Here is a 17002-nt window from a genome sequence, read left to right as displayed (position 1 = left end):
TCCTGTGATTAGGGGCTTTCTGTGGTTAAAGGGCTTCCTGTGATTAGGGGCTTCCTGTGGTTAAAGGGCTTCCTGTGGCGAGGGGGCTTGCCCCCGTTCGGCTGCGAAGCAGTCGCAAAACCTGCTTATGCGGTTTTTCTGAAAGAATGCCGGGGAGCGCTTCGCGCTCCAACGGGGGCAAGCCCCCTCGCCACAGGCAAGCCCCCTCGCTCCAAGCCCCCTCGCTCCAGCCCCCCTCACTCCAGCCCCCCTTGCAGCAGCCACCTCACCACAGAGCTCGCACCCACAGACCCCGGGTTTTCAGCTCAGGCTTTCATCAATCACCAGTACCACCTTCCCCGCCACGGTATTGCTGGCCAGCTCGGCAAACGCTGCCTCGGCATCCTTGATCGCGAAAGTTCTGGCCAGTTGCGGGCGCAACCGTCCTTCGGCGAATAATGGCCAGACGTGCTGGCCAAGCTCACTGAACAAATCGGCCTTGAACTGATCGTCGCGACTGCGCAGGGTCGAACCCAGCAACTGCACACGCTTGGCCAGCACCTGGGCCAAGTCCAGTTTAGCCTCGCGGCCGCCCATCAGGCCGATCAGCACCCAGCGACCATCCTGGGCCAGCAGCTTGAGGTTCAGTTGCGCGTAATTGCCGCCCACCGGGTCGAGAATCACGTCGAACGGCCCCAAGTCGCTCAGGCTGTCCAGGTCGCCATTGCGCACCACGCCACCCTGGGCCCCCAGTGCCTCGCAATAGGCCAGACGCTCGGCGGAACCCACACTGACCCAGCACGGATTGCCAAATGCCTTGCACAGCTGAATGGCGGCTGAACCGATTCCACTTGCACCGGCGTGCAGCAGAACTTTCTCACCCGGCTTGAGCGCAGCCAGTTGAAACAAATTCAGCCAGACGGTTGCGTACACTTCCGGCAATGCAGCTGCTTCCACAAGCGACATCCCGTCGGGAACCAGCAGCACGTGCCGCCCGTCGACGACCACCTCCTGGGCCATCCCGCCCCCGGCCAGCAAGGCGCAAACCCTGTCGCCCACTTGCCAGGACGAGCCCGCCCCGACTTCGCTGATCACCCCTGAGCACTCTAGACCGAGCACCTGGCTAACGCCGGGCGGGGGTGGGTAAAGGCCAGCTTTCTGCAGCAAATCGGCGCGATTGAGGCCCGATGCCGCCACTCGAATACGAACTTGCCCTACATCGCATGTAGGACTCGGCTCATCTACCCACGCCACTTGACCGTCAACGCCTTGCAATGCTTTCACAGTGCCTCCATAGTGAGTCTGGACTGAGCCCGAAGCTGTAGCGCCGGGCTTTTTGCATTATGCGACCGGCCCTCGTGGTACCGGCGACTTCAAAGACGGCCTAATATGCGTTATCAATTGTCCCCGCGTCGAATCAGCATGAAGCATCTGTTCCCCAGCACCGCCCTCGCCTTATTCATCGGTATCGGCCTGCTGCCGATGTCGAGCAATACATTCGCAGCCAATAGCTGGGACAAGCTTCAACCTGATCGTGACGAAGTGATCGCCAGTCTGAACGTCGTGGAGTTGCTCAAACGCCACCACTACAGCAAGCCGCCGCTCGACGATGCGCGCTCAGTGATCATCTACGACAGCTACCTCAAGCTGCTGGATCCGTCGCGCAGCTACTTCATGGCCAGCGACATCGCCGAATTCGACAAGTGGAAGACCCAGTTCGACGACTTCCTCAAAAGCGGCGACCTCAACGCCGGGTTCACCATCTACAAGCGCTACCTGGACCGCGTCAAGGCGCGCCTGGACTTTGCCCTTGCCGAGCTGAACAAGGGTGTCGACAAGATCGACTTCTCCGCCAAGGAAACCTTGCTGATCGATCGCAAGGACGCCCCTTGGCTCAAATCCACTGCAGAACTCGACGACCTGTGGCGCAAGCGCGTCAAGGATGAAGTGCTGCGCCAGAAAATTGCCGGCAAGGATTCCAAGCAGATCCAGGAAACCCTGACCAAGCGCTACAAGAACCAGTTGGCGCGCCTGGACCAGACCCGTGCCGAAGACATCTTCCAGGCGTACATCAACACCTTCGCCATGTCCTACGACCCGCACACCAACTATCTGTCGCCGGATAACGCGGAGAACTTCGACATCAACATGAGCCTGTCCCTGGAGGGCATCGGCGCCGTGTTGCAGAGCGATAACGACCAGGTGAAAGTCGTGCGCCTGGTGCCGGCAGGCCCGGCGGACAAGACCAAGCAGGTCGCTCCGGCCGACAAGATCATCGGCGTTGCCCAAGGCAACAAAGAGATGGTCGACGTGGTGGGCTGGCGCCTGGACGAAGTGGTCAAGCTGATCCGTGGTCCGAAAGGCACGGTGGTGCGCCTGGAAGTGATTCCGGCGAGCAATGCGCCTAACGACCAGACCAGCAAGATCGTACCGATCACGCGCGAAGCGGTGAAGCTCGAAGACCAGGCCGTGAAGAAGTCGGTGCTGAACCTGAAACAGGACGGCAAGGACTACAAGCTCGGTGTGATCGAGATCCCGGCGTTCTATCTGGACTTCAAGGCCTTCCGTGCCGGCGATCCGGATTACAAGAGCACCACTCGCGACGTCAAGAAACTGCTGACCGAGTTGCAGAAAGACAAGGTCGACGGCGTGGTCATCGACCTGCGCAACAACGGTGGCGGCTCCTTGCAGGAGGCTACCGAACTGACCAGCCTGTTCATCGACAAAGGTCCGACCGTGCTTGTGCGTAACGCCGATGGCCGGGTCGATGTGCTGGAAGATGAAAACCCGGGCGCGTTCTACAAGGGCCCGATGGCGTTGCTGGTCAACCGCCTGTCCGCCTCGGCTTCGGAGATTTTTGCCGGCGCCATGCAGGACTACCACCGCGCATTGATCATCGGCGGCCAGACCTTCGGCAAAGGCACCGTGCAGACCATTCAGCCGCTCAACCATGGCGAACTGAAACTGACCCTGGCCAAGTTCTACCGGGTTTCCGGCCAGAGCACCCAGCATCAGGGCGTGTTGCCGGACATCGATTACCCGTCGATTATCGACACCAAGGAAATCGGCGAAAGTGCCCTGCCGGAAGCCATGCCGTGGGACACCATCCGCGCAGCCATCAAGCCTGCGGTCGATCCGTTCAAACCGTTCCTCGCCCAGCTCAAGTCCGAGCATGACGTGCGTACGGCCACGGATGCCGAGTTCGTGTTCATCCGCGACAAGCTGGCCCTGGCGCAGAAGCTGATGAACGAAAAAACCGTCAGCCTCAATGAAGTCGAGCGTCGTGCGCAACACACCGACATCGAAGCCAAGCAGCTTGCCATGGAGAATATCCGTCGCAAGGCCAAGGGCGAAGAACCGCTCAAAGAGCTGAAGAAAGAAGACGAAGACGCCATCGCGGCCGAGCCGGACAAAACCAAGCCGGAGGATGATGCCTACCTGAGCGAGACCGGGCGGATTCTGCTGGACTACCTCAAACTCAACACGGCGGTGGCCAAGCACTAAGGTACAACTTAAGGCTGACGCTTCGCAGAGCGTCAGCAAACAGTGATGGTTCTGTCGTTAGACTGGGAGCACCTCTTCAACCAAGAGCGCTCCCGGTCTTTTTTTTGGCTTCTCCAAGCAATTGCGCAATACCTGTAGGAGCGAGCATGCTCGCGATGGACCCAAGGGCGCCACGTGTAGCCAGTAAACACGCGTTATCGTCGACGACCATCGCGAGCAGGCGCGCTCCTACAGAGGGTCGCGAGCGGCCAGTTGTTTCAATTTGAGCGGAGCCAGCGGATGCCCGGCCCGGGCAGCAATCTCCCAGTACCGCGCCGCTTCAACCGGATCCGGCTCCTTGCTTGCCGTCCCCGCCAGACTGATCACGCCCACCTGATACGCAGCCTTGCCATCGCCCGCCAGCGCGGCCAGGCGCAACAAACGCACACCTTCTTCACGAGCCCCCAGGCCGACGCCGCGAAAGGCCAGGATGTGCCCATAGAAGCTCTGGGCACCGACATTGCCCAGGTTAGCCATGCGGGCGAACTGGCCTTCCAGCCAGCGCCACCCCCGTGGCTGGCGGACAAACCACGACCAGTGGAACAGCCTGCGCGCGAGCCAGTAGCCGGCTCGAGCCTTGAGTTGAAGAAACACTCAGGCCTCTGCCGATTCCGGGTATTCGTATTCAAACACCCGCACCACCTCCGAGGCGTGCCAGGAGGCCGCGGCGACACCGTCCGACGGCCCGGAAAAACGCCCGAGGCGCTCGACACATTCAAAGAAACCGGTGCGTGGCAGGCGGCTGGCGCCCTGGCTTATCACCAGCGAGCTGCGTAATGGTTGTTCGGCCTTGGCGTCCAGCGCAGCCAGATGCTCCAGGGCGGCGGTGAGGGTTTGCATGGCCGGTGTCGGCAGCTGCAAACGCTCAAGCAATGCCCGATAAGTCAGAAGATGGCGCTGGCGGCGGGCCTGATCCAGCTCGCCCAACAATCCGTCCCAGTGTTGACGACTGATGCGTACGCTCACGATTGCTCCCTCCACCCCGGCACCGTCAATTCCCAGGCCAGGCTGCGGCGAATGGCGGCGTCGGGCAGGCGTTCACCGCTTTCGATCATGGCCAGGTAAGACGGGCTGATGCCTACCGTGCGGGCCAGCGCCTCAATGGCGATGCCCTTCCCTTCACGCAAACTGCGCAGTTGATCCAGACCTGGAAGATCCTGGTCGGATGCCTGGGTTTGAACCTTTGCCGCTTCTTTTGGCGGCTGCTCCTTGATCCCCGCTGCGTTCAGCAAAGCCTGATACTGAGCCCATGGCACAACCGCATATTCGGGCTCGCCTTCGCGTGTAATTATCTGAATATCCATGACTACCCCGTAGGACAACAACACTTAGCGAGTCGGCACTTTTCCTTAGAAGTGTAATCCTAACAGCGGCCAAGGTCGCGGGGGTGTATCAATCTGTGAACAACAGGCTATCAGCTCAGTTTTTTTTCCGGCCTTCAAGGTGCAATTGCTTTGGATTTTTCGGCAGGCGCTCGACTACCGCAAGCTTCTCCGGTACTTGCCGATTGCGCCACGCCCGGAAGGCGGCCAGTTCGTCGTCGAAAACCTTCATCAGCCAGGCCAGCACTGCAATGTCATCGAGCATGCCCAAGCCTGGTATGAAGTCCGGGATCGCATCCACCGGACTGAGGAAGTACATCAGGCCTGCAACGATCGAGACCAGCGCCTTGGGGCTGATAGCTCGATACTCACCGCGCCACCAGGCCAGGCAGAGCGCCTGAAACAGGCGCAAGTCATCCTTGAGCTTACCCAGGCGATTGCCCTGGCTCGCACCTTTGCTGGCGACTGCGAACAACAGGGTGGGCAAGCGCCCGCGTGCGAGAAGGCGGCCAGCCAATGGCAGAAAACGAGCGAAACTCCAGGGTGCTTTCATCATTCCTCCCGTTGAAAGGTTATCCACACAAATTGTGGATAACCTTGTGAACAGAGCTGGTTTTCACCGCTGAAAGCCACGTCCTACAAGGGCTCGACTCAGATCGGGCGTTTTTTGCCCATCGAAAAAAACCCCATAATTTCATTGACTTGGCGGGCCCAGATGGCTAGTGCAGCTATCCATAGTGGGTATGACTCCAGTCAGCAGCATCTGTTCGCTTTGTTTACCGTTACCGCGGGCCAGATGCAACAACGCCCCGCTTGAGCGAGGCGTTGTCGTTGAAGCGGACGCTGATTACTTGGCAGCGGCGTCTTCTTTTGCCGGATCCTTGATCGCCAGCAGTTCCAGGTCGAATACCAGCACCGAGTTGGCCGGAATCGCCGGGCTCGGGCTTTGCGCGCCGTAAGCCAGCTCAGCAGGGATGTACAGCTTGTACTTCTCGCCAACGTGCATCAGTTGCAGGCCTTCGACCCAACCCGGGATCACACCGCTGACCGGCAGATCGATCGGGCTGCCGCGCTCGACGGAACTGTCGAATACGGTGCCATTGGTCAGCTTGCCGGTGTAGTGAACAGTCACTACGTCGGTAGGCTTAGGCTGAACGCCGTCGGCTTTTGTCACGACTTCATACTGCAGGCCCGAAGCGGTAGTGGTCACACCGGCTTTCTTGGCGTTTTCCTCGAGGAACTTCTTGCCAGCAGCGGCCGACTCTTCGCTCATCTTGGCCATGCGCTCTTCGGCGCGCTTTTGCAGTGCGGCGAACGCTTCAACCAACTCTTCGTCTTTGAGCTTCTGTTCTTTCTTGCCGACGGCATCTTCGATGCCCTGGGCTACAGCTTTGGAATCCAGGTCATCCATCCCTTCCTGAGCCAGGCTCTTGCCCATGTTCAGGCCGATTCCGTAGGAAGCTTTTTGCGCCGGAGTTTTCAGCTCTACACTGGTCTGCGAGTCACAACCCGCGAGTACCAGGCTAACCAGGGCTACCGCCGCCGCCAACCGATGCTGTTTCATGCTATTTCCTTGTTCATGCGCCTAAAGGGCAATCGAGTAAAGCCGCGAGCTTATCAGGCCGCCACGACCAATGGCTACCGGCATGAGAGCAGGAAATTTCCGATAAGTTCAGGTGTTTAAACGCATTTCAGGTTCGCGGGGATGAAGCTTCCTTCATCTTGCTCCGACACAAGCAAATTTCGGCGCACAAAACAAATGGGGTAATAGCCAATTGCCGCACTTTGCCGCTCAACATGACGCAGAATATACCGGCCGAAAGTCCGCTGGATTCGGGCTTTGCCAAATCCCGGACGGCAAAAAGCCCGCATAAGCGGGCTTTCTGCTTGGTGACCTGGCGTTCAGTGCTCCAGGTTACCGAATATGGCGCAGCGGACGGGACTCGAACCCGCGACCCCCGGCGTGACAGGCCGGTATTCTAACCGACTGAACTACCGCTGCGCGAAACGCTTGAAACGAATGGTGGGTGATGACGGGATCGAACCGCCGACATTCTGCTTGTAAGGCAGACGCTCTCCCAGCTGAGCTAATCACCCTTCGCTTCGTTACGGGACGCATTATGCCACAAGTTTTCTTAATGTGTTGATTTATTTGAAGTTTTTTTCAAATAAATCTGAAAACCGGTGAAACGACACAACCCGCTGGAACAAGGTACAAACTTGAGGCAGAAAAAAACCCGCCTAAGCGGGCTTTTCCGTGGTGACCTGGCGTTCAGTGTTCCAGGTTACCGAATATGGCGCAGCGGACGGGACTCGAACCCGCGACCCCCGGCGTGACAGGCCGGTATTCTAACCGACTGAACTACCGCTGCGCGTAACACTGAAAACGAATGGTGGGTGATGACGGGATCGAACCGCCGACATTCTGCTTGTAAGGCAGACGCTCTCCCAGCTGAGCTAATCACCCTTCGCTTCGGTGTGGCGCGCATTCTACGGAGCGACCCCACCTCTGGCAAGCACTTTTTAAAATAATTTTCTGAGGCCTTCCAAAGGCTTAGAGAAAGGTTGGCCTATGGCACACGGAGGACAATAATGCCCCCCTTTGTATAAAGGAGAGACTTGTCCCATGTGGTTCAAAAACCTGCTTATCTATCGCCTGACCCAAGATCTGCCTGTTGATGCCGAGGCGTTGGAAACTGCACTGGCCACCAAACTGGCGCGTCCATGTGCAAGCCAGGAGTTGACCACCTACGGTTTCGTCGCGCCATTCGGCAAAGGCGAAGATGCGCCACTGGTGCACGTCAGCGGTGATTTCCTGCTGGTGTCCGCGCGTAAAGAAGAACGCATTCTGCCGGGCAGCGTCGTGCGCGACGCGGTCAAGGAAAAGGTCGAAGAGATTGAGGCCGAGCAAATGCGCAAGGTCTATAAGAAGGAACGGGACCAGATCAAGGATGAAATCATCCAGGCCTTCCTGCCCCGCGCCTTTATCCGTCGCTCGTCGACCTTTGCCGCCATCGCTCCCAAGCAAGGCCTGATTCTGGTCAACTCGGCCAGCCCGAAACGTGCCGAAGACCTGCTTTCTACCCTGCGCGAAGTGATCGGCACCCTGCCGGTACGACCGCTGACCGTGAAAATGTCCCCGACCGCCACCATGACCGAATGGGTCACCACCCAGAAAGCCGCGGACGATTTCTTTGTGCTGGACGAGTGCGAACTGCGCGATACCCACGAAGACGGCGGCATCGTGCGCTGCAAGCGCCAGGACCTGACCAGCGAAGAAATCCAGCTGCACCTGAGCACCGGCAAGGTGGTCACCCAGCTGTCCCTGGCCTGGCAGGACAAACTGTCATTCGTCCTCGACGACAAGATGGTGGTCAAGCGCCTGAAGTTCGAAGACTTGCTCCAGGATCAGGCGGAACAGGACGGCGGCGACGAAGCCCTGGGCCAGCTCGATGCCAGCTTCACCCTGATGATGCTGACCTTTGGCGATTTCCTGCCGGCGCTGGTTGAAGCGTTGGGCGGCGAAGAGACACCTCAGGGCATTTAAAGTCTTGTGATGATCAAACTGTGGGAGCGGGCTTGCTCGCGAAAGCGGAGTGTCAGTCAACATACGCACTGACTGATAGACCACTTTCGCGAGCAAGCCCGCTCCCACGATGCTTTGTGATGTTACTTAATAATAAGGATCAGGCCATGCGCGCACTGGCTGCATTGAGTCGTTTTGTCGGCAACACCTTCGCTTACTGGGTACTGATTTTCGCGGTCGTGGCGTTCCTGCAACCAACGTGGTTCATCGGCCTCAAAGGCGCCATCGTGCCGCTGCTGGGATTGGTGATGTTCGGCATGGGCCTGACGCTCAAACTCGAAGACTTCGCCGAGGTCGCCCGCCATCCGTGGCGTGTGGCCCTGGGTGTGGTCGCGCACTTCGTGATCATGCCCGGCGTGGCGTGGCTGCTTTGCCAGGCGTTCCATTTGCCGCCGGAGATTGCCGTGGGCGTGATTCTGGTCGGCTGCTGCCCAAGCGGCACTTCATCGAATGTCATGACCTGGCTGGCACGCGGCGACCTGGCGTTGTCGGTGGCCATCGCCGCCGTCACCACCCTCCTCGCTCCGCTGCTGACTCCGGCACTGATCTGGCTGTTGGCCTCGGCATGGTTGCCGGTATCGTTCATGGAGCTGTTCTGGTCGATCCTGCAAGTCGTGCTGCTGCCGATCGTCCTCGGCGTCGTGGCGCAACGCTTGCTTGGCGACAAGGTTCGCCATGCGGTGGATGTATTGCCGCTGGTGTCGGTGGTCAGCATCGTGATTATCGTCGCTGCCGTAGTCGCCGCCAGCCAGGCGAAGATAGCCGAGTCCGGCTTGCTGATCATGGCTGTGGTCATGCTGCACAACAGCTTTGGCTTTCTGCTGGGTTACTTCACCGGGCGCCTGTTCAAATTGCCACTGGCGCAACGCAAATCCCTGGCGCTGGAAGTGGGCATGCAGAATTCCGGTCTGGGCGCAGCCCTGGCCAGTGCGCACTTCTCGCCGTTGGCGGCGGTACCGAGCGCGCTGTTCAGCGTCTGGCATAACATTTCGGGAGCGCTGCTCTCGACCTGGTTCCGCCGCATGAGTGAGAAACAGGATCGGGAAACGGCTGCCCGCCAGGCCACCGACTGAGCCGGAAACTTGATCCCCGGATTAATGCTGGGCACTATATTGCGCAAACGCGGGGACGACCCCGCGGCTCGATTGAGTCATTAATCTGGGGACGACCCCGTCAAGCGATGAGGTCTTTCATGTCCTGGATCATTCTGTTTTTCGCCGGTCTGTTTGAAGTCGGCTGGGCCGTTGGCCTGAAGTACACCGACGGCTTCAGCCGCCCTCTTCCCACTGCATTGACCGTTGCGGCCATGGCTATCAGCCTTGGCCTGCTGGGCCTGGCCATGAAGGAACTGCCGCTGGGTACTGCCTATGCGATCTGGACCGGGGTGGGTGCCGTGGGTACGGTGATTGCCGGGATCATTCTGTTTGGTGAGTCGATGGCGCTGGTGCGGTTGGCCAGTGTGGCGTTGATCATTATCGGGTTGGTTGGGCTCAAGGTCAGCGCCTAGGCCACTGGCCCCTTCGCGGGCAAACCCGCTCTCACAGGGCCTTTGTTGTTGCACAAATTTTGTGAACACCCAAGATCGCTGTGGGAGCTGGCCTGCCAGCGATGGGGCCAGCACAGCCACCCGCTATCTGGCAGCGCCCCGCAACTCCCCCACCAACGCCTGCAATCTGGCAGGCTCCGCCACCTCAACCGCCACCGCCGACCCCGCCACCAACGTCACCCGTGACCATAACCGGCGAAACAACCCTTTGCCCGGATCACGGCTGAAGAAGCTCCCCCACAATCCCTGCAACGCCAGGGGAATTACCGGCACCGGTGTCTCTTCGAGAATGCGCGTCAGCCCGCCCTTGAACTCATTGATCTCGCCATTGGTAGTCAGCTTGCCCTCGGGAAAGATACACACCAGCTCGCCGTCCTTCAGATACTGCGCGATGCGGGTGAAGGCCCTTTCGTAGATCTGTATATCCTCCTGACGCCCCGCGATGGGAATCGTCCCCGCCGTACGGAAGATGAAGTTCAGCACTGGCAGGTTGTAGATCTTGTAATACATCACAAAGCGAATCGGCCGACGCACCGCGCCGCCAATCAGCAACGCATCGACGAACGACACGTGATTGCACACCAGCAACGCCGCGCCTTCATCGGGGATCTGGTCGAGATTGCGGTGTTCTACGCGGTACATGGAATGGCTGAGCAGCCAGATCAGGAAACGCATGGTGAACTCGGGGACGATCTTGAAGATGTAGGCGTTGACGCCGATGTTCAGCAGCGACACCGCCAGGAACAGCTGCGGGATCGACAGCTTGGCCACGCTCAGCAGGATGATCGAGACAATCGCCGAGACCACCATGAACAACGCATTGAGAATGTTGTTGGCGGCAATCACCCGGGCCCGCTCGTGCTCGGCGGTGCGTGACTGGATCAGCGCATACAGCGGCACAATGTAGAAGCCACCGAAGATCCCCAGGCCGAGGATATCGAACAGCACCAGCCAGGCATGGCCAAAACCGAGGATTTCAATCCAGCCATGTCCCTGGGCACTGTCCGCAATTCCCCCTGAATGCCACCACAGCAACAGGCCGAAGACGGTCAGGCCGAACGAGCCGAATGGCACCAGGCCGATTTCGACTTTGCGCCCGGAGAGTTTTTCGCAAAGCAACGAGCCCAACGCGATGCCAACCGAGAACACTGTCAGGATCAGCGTCACCACGGTTTCGTCACCGTGCATCCACTCCTTGGCATACGCCGGGATCTGCGTCAGGTAAATCGCCCCGACGAACCAGAACCACGAGTTACCGACAATCGAGCGCGACACCGCAGGGGTCTGTCCCAAGCCCAGTTTCAGGGTGGCCCAGGACTGGCTGAAAATATTCCAGTTCAGGCGCATTTGCGGGGTCGCTGCCGCCGCGCGGGGAATGCCGCGACTGGCCAGGTAACCGAGCACCGCAATGCCGATGATCGCGGTGGACACAATGGGCGCGTATTGCGCGGACGACATCATCACCCCGGCGCCAATGGTCCCGGCAAGAATCGCCAGGAACGTGCCCATTTCCACCAGGCCGTTGCCTCCCACCAACTCATCTTCGTGCAGGGCCTGGGGCAGGATCGAATACTTCACCGGCCCGAACAGCGCCGAGTGGGTACCCATGGCGAACAGTGCCACCAGCATCAGCGACAGATGATCGAACATGAAGCCCACAGCACCTACCGCCATGATGGCGATTTCTCCGAGCTTGATCAGGCGAATCAGCGCGTCCTTGGCGAACTTTTCCCCGAACTGCCCGGCCAACGCCGAAAACAGAAAAAATGGCAGGATGAATAACAGCGCACATAAATTGACCCAGATCGAGCGGTCGCCTTCGATGGCCAACTTGTAAAGAATGGCCAGGATCAACGACTGCTTGAAGACGTTATCGTTGAACGCCCCAAGCGACTGGGTAATGAAGAACGGCAGAAAGCGCCGGGTGCGAAGCAAAGTGAACTGTGACGGATGACTCATTCCATGTGTCCCTGAGTGGCCTGGATACAGCTATTTGAGTGTCGTATATCGATCCAGGCCACACATTACCTAATCTTTGCAGGTTATTTCTTCAATCCTGCAATGCACGGCGAGACAAACAGCTCGCCGCGCCATGCTCCCAGCACCGTACGTTTGCCGACGATCATCCACATCACCGCCAGCAACGCCACCAATACACAGCCGAACACACTGAAGAACGTCAGACTCAAGGTGGTGGCCAGCTTCAGCGTCGCCAGAGAATAAACGCCCAAGGGAAAGGTGAAACCCCACCAGCCGAGATTGAAGGGAATGCCTTCACGCAGGTAACGCACGGTGATCAGCACCGCCATCAGCATCCACCACAAACCGAAGCCCCATAGCGTGATTCCGGCCACCAGCCCCAGCCCCGCGGCCGTTTCACCGATACCCGGCAAACCGTTGGCAGTAAAAATCAAGGGTGCATCGCCACCCAGCACCAGCATGCCCAATGCACCGGTGCCGATGGGACCAAGCGCCAGCCAACTCGAAGCGGCCATGTTTTCGTGGGGCAGCTTATGCAGCGCCATGCGCAACAACAAAATTGTCAGAATGCTGAATGCCACCGGCAAGGAAAACGCCCAGAGCACATAACTGGTCACCAGCATGACCAACTGCGAGTGGGCATCGGCCAGGTGCGGCGCCAGCAGACCACCGCTGGCGGCCGCGACTTCCGCCGCCACCACCGGCAACAACCAGACGGCCGTCATCTGATCGATGCTGTGCTCCTGACGGGTGAACATCATGTAGGGAATCAGCACCCCGCAAGCCAGCGACATGGCGACGTCCAGCCACCACAGCACCTCGGCAAGCTGAATCACCCCTTCCCCCCAGCGCGGCAGGCCGAACACCAGGAAACCGTTGATGATGGTCGCCAGTCCCATGGGAATGGTGCCGAAAAACATCGAAACCGTGGAATGGCCGAATATCCGCCGCGCCTCGTCGAAAAACATGACCCAACGGGCCGCGTACACCGCGGTGAACACCAGGAACAGCACGATATTGAAAAGCCAAAGGGCTTCGGCAATGGCACGCACGCCCGGCACGCCGCCAGGTAACTGCGCAAGCGCCAACGCCAGCACGCCGGTGCCCATGGTGGCGGCGAACCAGTTGGGTGTGAACTGACGGATCACTTCCCGCGGGTGCTGCAAATGAGTGAAAGGTTTGATTCCGGGCTTGACGCTATTGGCGCATGTCATGAAGAACTCCTGTCCTCAGGTGAGGTAGGAATCCATCTTAGATCCGCATCGAATATCTATATAACGGGTAATATCTCTATAACTTATCTATTTCACAGATAAGAGTTCAGATCCGCATTTCCATTGGCGGTGCAGAATGGCTCGCGACAGGCCAGTGAAAACACCTGAGCGTCACCACAAACATTCCCTGCGACACCCCGCCACGCCACGACCTTGGTCGACACTGACTAACGCAGGCGGTCGTGCGAGACTGTCTGTCCGGGCGGGAGGCCCGGATGTCTTTCGTCGGGAGTTTCCATGTCGCTGTCCACCGGGCTGATCGCCGCCGTCGCCCTGGCCTATATGGCCATCATGTTCGCCATCGCCTTCTACGGCGACCGTCGCAGCGCGCCTTTGCCGCCGCGAGTGCGAGCGTGGGTGTACAGCCTGTCGCTGGCCGTCTACTGCACCAGCTGGACCTTCTTTGGCGCCGTGGGCCAGGCCGCCGAACAGCTCTGGTCATTCCTGCCGATCTACCTCGGACCGATCCTGCTGTTGCTCGGCGCGCCGTGGGTGCTGCAAAAAATGGTGATGATCAGCAAGCAGGAGAACATCACCTCCATCGCCGACTTCATCGCTGCGCGCTACGGCAAATCCCAGTCATTGGCGGTGGTGGTGGCGCTCATCTGCCTGGTCGGCGTGCTGCCCTATATTGCCCTGCAGCTCAAGGGCATCGTCCTCGGCGTGAACCTGCTGATCGGCGCCGGTGCCGATGCCATGGGCACCCGGGCCCAGGACACCGCGCTGATCGTGTCGCTGGTTCTCGCACTGTTTACCATCGTCTTCGGTACCCGCAACCTCGACGCTACGGAGCACCACCGCGGCATGGTGCTGGCGATCGCCTTTGAATCGCTGGTCAAACTGTTCGCATTCCTCGCCGTCGGGGCGTTCGTGACCTACGGCTTGTACGACGGTTTCGACGACCTGTTCGACCAGGCGATGCTCGCTCCACGCCTTGAGCAATACTGGAAAGAAACCATCAACTGGCCATCGATGGTGGTGCAGACCGGCGTGGCGATGATGGCGATCATTTGCCTGCCCCGGCAGTTCCACGTCACCGTTGTGGAGAACATCGACCCGCAGGATTTGCGCCTGGCCAAGTGGGTGTTCCCGGCTTACCTCGCTCTTGCGGCACTGTTTGTCGTGCCTATCGCGCTGGCCGGCCAGATGCTGCTGCCCAGCTCAGTGCTGCCGGACTCATTCGTCATCAGCCTGCCGCTGGCCCAGGCGCATCCGGCGCTGGCCTTGCTGGCGTTCATTGGTGGCGCGTCGGCGGCCACCGGCATGGTGATTGTGGCCAGCGTGGCGCTGTCGACCATGGTCTCCAACGACATGCTCCTGCCCTGGCTGCTGCGCCGCAACAATGCCGAGCGGCCGTTCGAAGTGTTCCGCCAGTGGATGCTGTCGGTGCGCCGGGTGAGCATCGTGGTCATTCTGCTGCTGGCCTATGTCAGCTATCGCCTTCTGGGATCGACCGCGAGCCTGGCGACCATCGGCCAGATTGCCTTTGCCGCCGTGACTCAGCTGGCACCGGCCATGCTCGGCGCGCTGTACTGGAAGCAGGCCAACCGCCGCGGCGTGTTTGCCGGCCTGGCCGCCGGCACCTTCCTGTGGTTCTACACCCTGGTCCTGCCGATTGCCGCCCACAGCCTCGGCTTGCCCTTGAGCAGCTTTCCGGGATTGGCCTGGCTGCACAGCAATCCGCTGGGCCTGCCGATCACGCCATTGACTCAAGGTGTGGTGCTGTCACTGGCGGGTAACTTCACGCTGTTCGCCTGGGTCTCGGTGCTGTCCCGCACCCGGGTATCGGAACACTGGCAGGCGGGTCGTTTCATCGGCCAGGAAATCAATGCCCGTCCCAGAGCCCGTTCGATGCTGGCGGTACAGATCGAAGACCTGCTGCAACTGGCGGCCCGCTTCGTCGGTGAAGAACGTGCCCGGCAGAGCTTTATCCGCTTCGCCTACCGCCAGGGCAAAGGCTTCAACCCGAACCAGAACGCCGACGGTGAATGGATCGCCCACACCGAGCGCTTGCTGGCGGGCGTACTCGGCGCATCGTCGACTCGTGCGGTGGTAAAAGCTGCCATTGAGGGTCGGGAGATGCAACTGGAGGACGTCGTGCGAATCGCCGACGAAGCCTCGGAGGTCCTGCAATTCAACCGAGCCCTGCTACAAGGGGCTATCGAGAACATTACCCAGGGCATCAGCGTGGTCGACCAGTCGCTCAAACTGGTGGCATGGAATCGGCGCTACCTGGAACTGTTCAACTATCCTGACGGCTTGATCAGTATCGGCCGGCCCATTGCCGATATCATTCGCTTCAACGCCGAGCGCGGACTGTGCGGCCCCGGAGAAGCCGAAGTGCACGTCGCCCGCCGGCTGCACTGGATGCGCCAGGGCCGTGCCCATACTTCCGAGCGCCTGTTTCCGAACGGTCGGGTGATCGAACTGATCGGCAACCCCATGCCCGGTGGCGGCTTTGTCATGAGTTTCACCGACATCACTCCGTTCCGCGAAGCCGCGCAGGCACTGACCGAAGCCAACGAAGGGCTGGAGCAGCGGGTCGCGGCGCGCACCCAGGAGCTGTCCCAACTCAACGTTGCCTTGACCGAAGCCAAAGGCACCGCCGAAGCGGCCAACCAGTCGAAAACCAGGTTCCTGGCGGCCGTGAGCCATGACCTGATGCAACCACTCAATGCTGCACGACTGTTCTCCGCAGCGCTCTGCCATCAGGAAGACGGACTGTCCGCCGACGCGCAGAAGCTGGTCGAACACCTGGACAGCTCATTGCGCTCGGCCGAGGACCTGATCAGCGACCTGCTGGATATTTCCCGCCTTGAAAACGGCAAGATCAACCCTGCCCGCCAGCCATTTGTCCTGAACGAGCTGTTTGACACCCTCGGTGCCGAGTTCAAGGCGCTGGCCCGCCAGCAAGGGCTGACGTTCCGTGTACGTGGCAGTCAATTGCGCATCGACAGCGACATCAAATTGCTGCGTCGTGTGCTGCAGAACTTCCTGACCAATGCCTTCCGTTATGCCAAGGGTCCGGTATTGCTGGGTGTTCGCCGTCGCAAGGATGAGTTGTGCCTGGAGGTCTGGGACCGTGGGCCGGGTATTCCTGAAGATAAACAGCAAGTGATCTTTGAAGAGTTCAAGCGCCTCGACAGCCACCAGACCCGCGCCGAGAAAGGCCTTGGACTGGGCCTGGCGATTGCCGACGGGCTCTGTCGCGTGCTCGGCCATACCTTGCGTGTGCGTTCCTGGCCGGGTCGCGGCAGCGTGTTCAGCGTCAGCGTGCCATTGGCGCGCACGCAAGCAGCGCTGCCGGCCAAGGTGGTCGAACTCAACGGTAAATTGCTCAACGGTGCGCAGGTGTTGTGCATCGACAATGAGGACAGCATCCTCATCGGCATGAACAGCCTGCTCAGTCGCTGGGGTTGCCAGGTCTGGACCGCGCGCAACCGCGAGGAATGCGCCGCACTGCTTGACGAAGGGATACGGCCGCAGTTGGCGCTGGTGGACTACCACCTGGACGATGGTGAAACCGGAACCGAGTTGATGGCCTGGCTGCGCACCCGCTTGGGCGAGCCTGTACCCGGCGTGGTGATCAGTGCCGACGGCCGGCCCGAGACCGTCGCCCAGGTCCATGCGGCGGGGCTCGATTACCTGGCCAAACCGGTGAAGCCGGCGGCGTTGCGGGCGTTGCTTAGCCGGCATTTACCGTTGTAGGGTTTTCTGATCGTTCCCACGCGTGGGAACGATCAATACCGCGACGCGTTCGAACGATCTCTTG

At 59.9% G+C, this 17002-nt stretch carries 13 protein-coding genes and 4 tRNA genes; 5 read left to right on the top strand and 12 right to left on the bottom strand.

Translation table 11 applies throughout. The features are described 5' to 3' along the window. Positions 1 to 300: 300 nt before the first annotated feature. Positions 301 to 1263, bottom strand: a complete 963-nt coding sequence (locus AC07OG_RS19180) for a zinc-binding dehydrogenase (RefSeq protein ID WP_495067789.1) — start codon at positions 1261 to 1263, stop codon at positions 301 to 303. 138 nt (positions 1264 to 1401) lie between these two features. Here AC07OG_RS19180 and AC07OG_RS19175 point away from each other — a divergent pair, with 138 nt between their 5' ends. Beyond that, the gene (locus tag AC07OG_RS19175) at positions 1402 to 3483 is read left to right on the top strand and encodes a carboxy terminal-processing peptidase (protein ID WP_162237391.1); all 2082 of its coding nucleotides are present in this window, start codon (positions 1402 to 1404) and stop codon (positions 3481 to 3483) included. A gap of 228 nt (positions 3484 to 3711) precedes the next feature. Here AC07OG_RS19175 and AC07OG_RS19170 read toward each other — a convergent pair whose 3' ends face one another. The 9 genes from AC07OG_RS19170 to AC07OG_RS19130 all read right to left on the bottom strand — a co-directional run bounded on the left by AC07OG_RS19170 (position 3712) and on the right by AC07OG_RS19130 (position 7311). Further along, positions 3712 to 4116 carry an SEL1-like repeat protein gene (locus AC07OG_RS19170; RefSeq protein WP_218425125.1) on the bottom strand — a complete coding sequence of 135 codons (405 nt, stop codon included), beginning with the start codon at positions 4114 to 4116 and terminating at the stop codon, positions 3712 to 3714. Continuing rightward, positions 4117 to 4488, bottom strand: a complete 372-nt coding sequence (locus AC07OG_RS19165; RefSeq protein ID WP_003223109.1) for a hypothetical protein — start codon at positions 4486 to 4488, stop codon at positions 4117 to 4119. Then, the gene (locus AC07OG_RS19160) at positions 4485 to 4826 is read right to left on the bottom strand and encodes a helix-turn-helix domain-containing protein (protein ID WP_495067788.1); all 342 of its coding nucleotides are present in this window, start codon (positions 4824 to 4826) and stop codon (positions 4485 to 4487) included. The genes AC07OG_RS19165 and AC07OG_RS19160 overlap by 4 nt, the downstream gene beginning before the upstream one ends. A 115-nt stretch (positions 4827 to 4941) precedes the next feature. Then, a complete protein-coding gene (locus AC07OG_RS19155) occupies positions 4942 to 5397 on the bottom strand; it encodes a YkvA family protein (RefSeq protein ID WP_495067787.1) in 456 nt (151 codons plus the stop codon). 294 nt (positions 5398 to 5691) lie between these two features. Then, positions 5692 to 6408 carry a BamJ family beta-barrel-assembly machinery protein gene (bamJ, locus tag AC07OG_RS19150; protein WP_060541519.1) on the bottom strand — a complete coding sequence of 239 codons (717 nt, stop codon included), beginning with the start codon at positions 6406 to 6408 and terminating at the stop codon, positions 5692 to 5694. A 361-nt stretch (positions 6409 to 6769) separates the two neighbouring features. Further along, positions 6770 to 6846, bottom strand: a tRNA-Asp gene (locus AC07OG_RS19145). Positions 6847 to 6865: 19 nt separating this feature from the next. Further along, positions 6866 to 6941, bottom strand: a tRNA-Val gene (locus tag AC07OG_RS19140). A gap of 198 nt (positions 6942 to 7139) precedes the next feature. Beyond that, positions 7140 to 7216, bottom strand: a tRNA-Asp gene (locus AC07OG_RS19135). A gap of 19 nt (positions 7217 to 7235) precedes the next feature. After that, a tRNA-Val gene (locus tag AC07OG_RS19130) sits at positions 7236 to 7311 on the bottom strand. A 159-nt stretch (positions 7312 to 7470) separates the two neighbouring features. On the opposite strand from AC07OG_RS19130, the gene rdgC reads away from it, so the two are divergent. The 3 genes from rdgC (at position 7471) to sugE (ending at position 9937) form a co-directional block, all read left to right on the top strand. Continuing rightward, the gene (rdgC, locus tag AC07OG_RS19125) at positions 7471 to 8391 is read left to right on the top strand and encodes a recombination-associated protein RdgC (RefSeq protein WP_007969735.1); all 921 of its coding nucleotides are present in this window, start codon (positions 7471 to 7473) and stop codon (positions 8389 to 8391) included. 146 nt (positions 8392 to 8537) lie between these two features. After that, positions 8538 to 9503 (top strand): bile acid:sodium symporter family protein, encoded by a 966-nt coding sequence (locus AC07OG_RS19120; RefSeq protein ID WP_060541518.1) that lies wholly within the window; start codon positions 8538 to 8540, stop codon positions 9501 to 9503. Positions 9504 to 9622: 119 nt separating this feature from the next. Further along, a complete protein-coding gene (sugE, locus tag AC07OG_RS19115; RefSeq protein ID WP_060541517.1) occupies positions 9623 to 9937 on the top strand; it encodes a quaternary ammonium compound efflux SMR transporter SugE in 315 nt (104 codons plus the stop codon). Positions 9938 to 10060: 123 nt separating this feature from the next. On the opposite strand, the gene AC07OG_RS19110 is transcribed toward sugE, so the two are convergent. Together AC07OG_RS19110 and AC07OG_RS19105 are read right to left on the bottom strand one after the other, a co-directional pair. Beyond that, positions 10061 to 11935: an MFS transporter gene (locus tag AC07OG_RS19110; RefSeq protein ID WP_495067786.1), complete on the bottom strand. Its 1875-nt coding sequence runs from the start codon at positions 11933 to 11935 to the stop codon at positions 10061 to 10063. An 83-nt stretch (positions 11936 to 12018) separates the two neighbouring features. Then, positions 12019 to 13170: a TDT family transporter gene (locus AC07OG_RS19105; protein WP_495067785.1), complete on the bottom strand. Its 1152-nt coding sequence runs from the start codon at positions 13168 to 13170 to the stop codon at positions 12019 to 12021. Positions 13171 to 13467: 297 nt separating this feature from the next. Here AC07OG_RS19105 and AC07OG_RS19100 point away from each other — a divergent pair, with 297 nt between their 5' ends. Continuing rightward, entirely contained in the window at positions 13468 to 16938 is a 3471-nt protein-coding gene (locus AC07OG_RS19100; RefSeq protein ID WP_495067784.1) for a hybrid sensor histidine kinase/response regulator, read from the top strand. The last annotated feature ends 64 nt before the right edge of the window (positions 16939 to 17002 follow it).

The organism is Pseudomonas sp. GW821-FHT09H03, from assembly GCF_059415945.1.
This window is presented reverse-complemented; position numbering and strand designations above follow the sequence as displayed.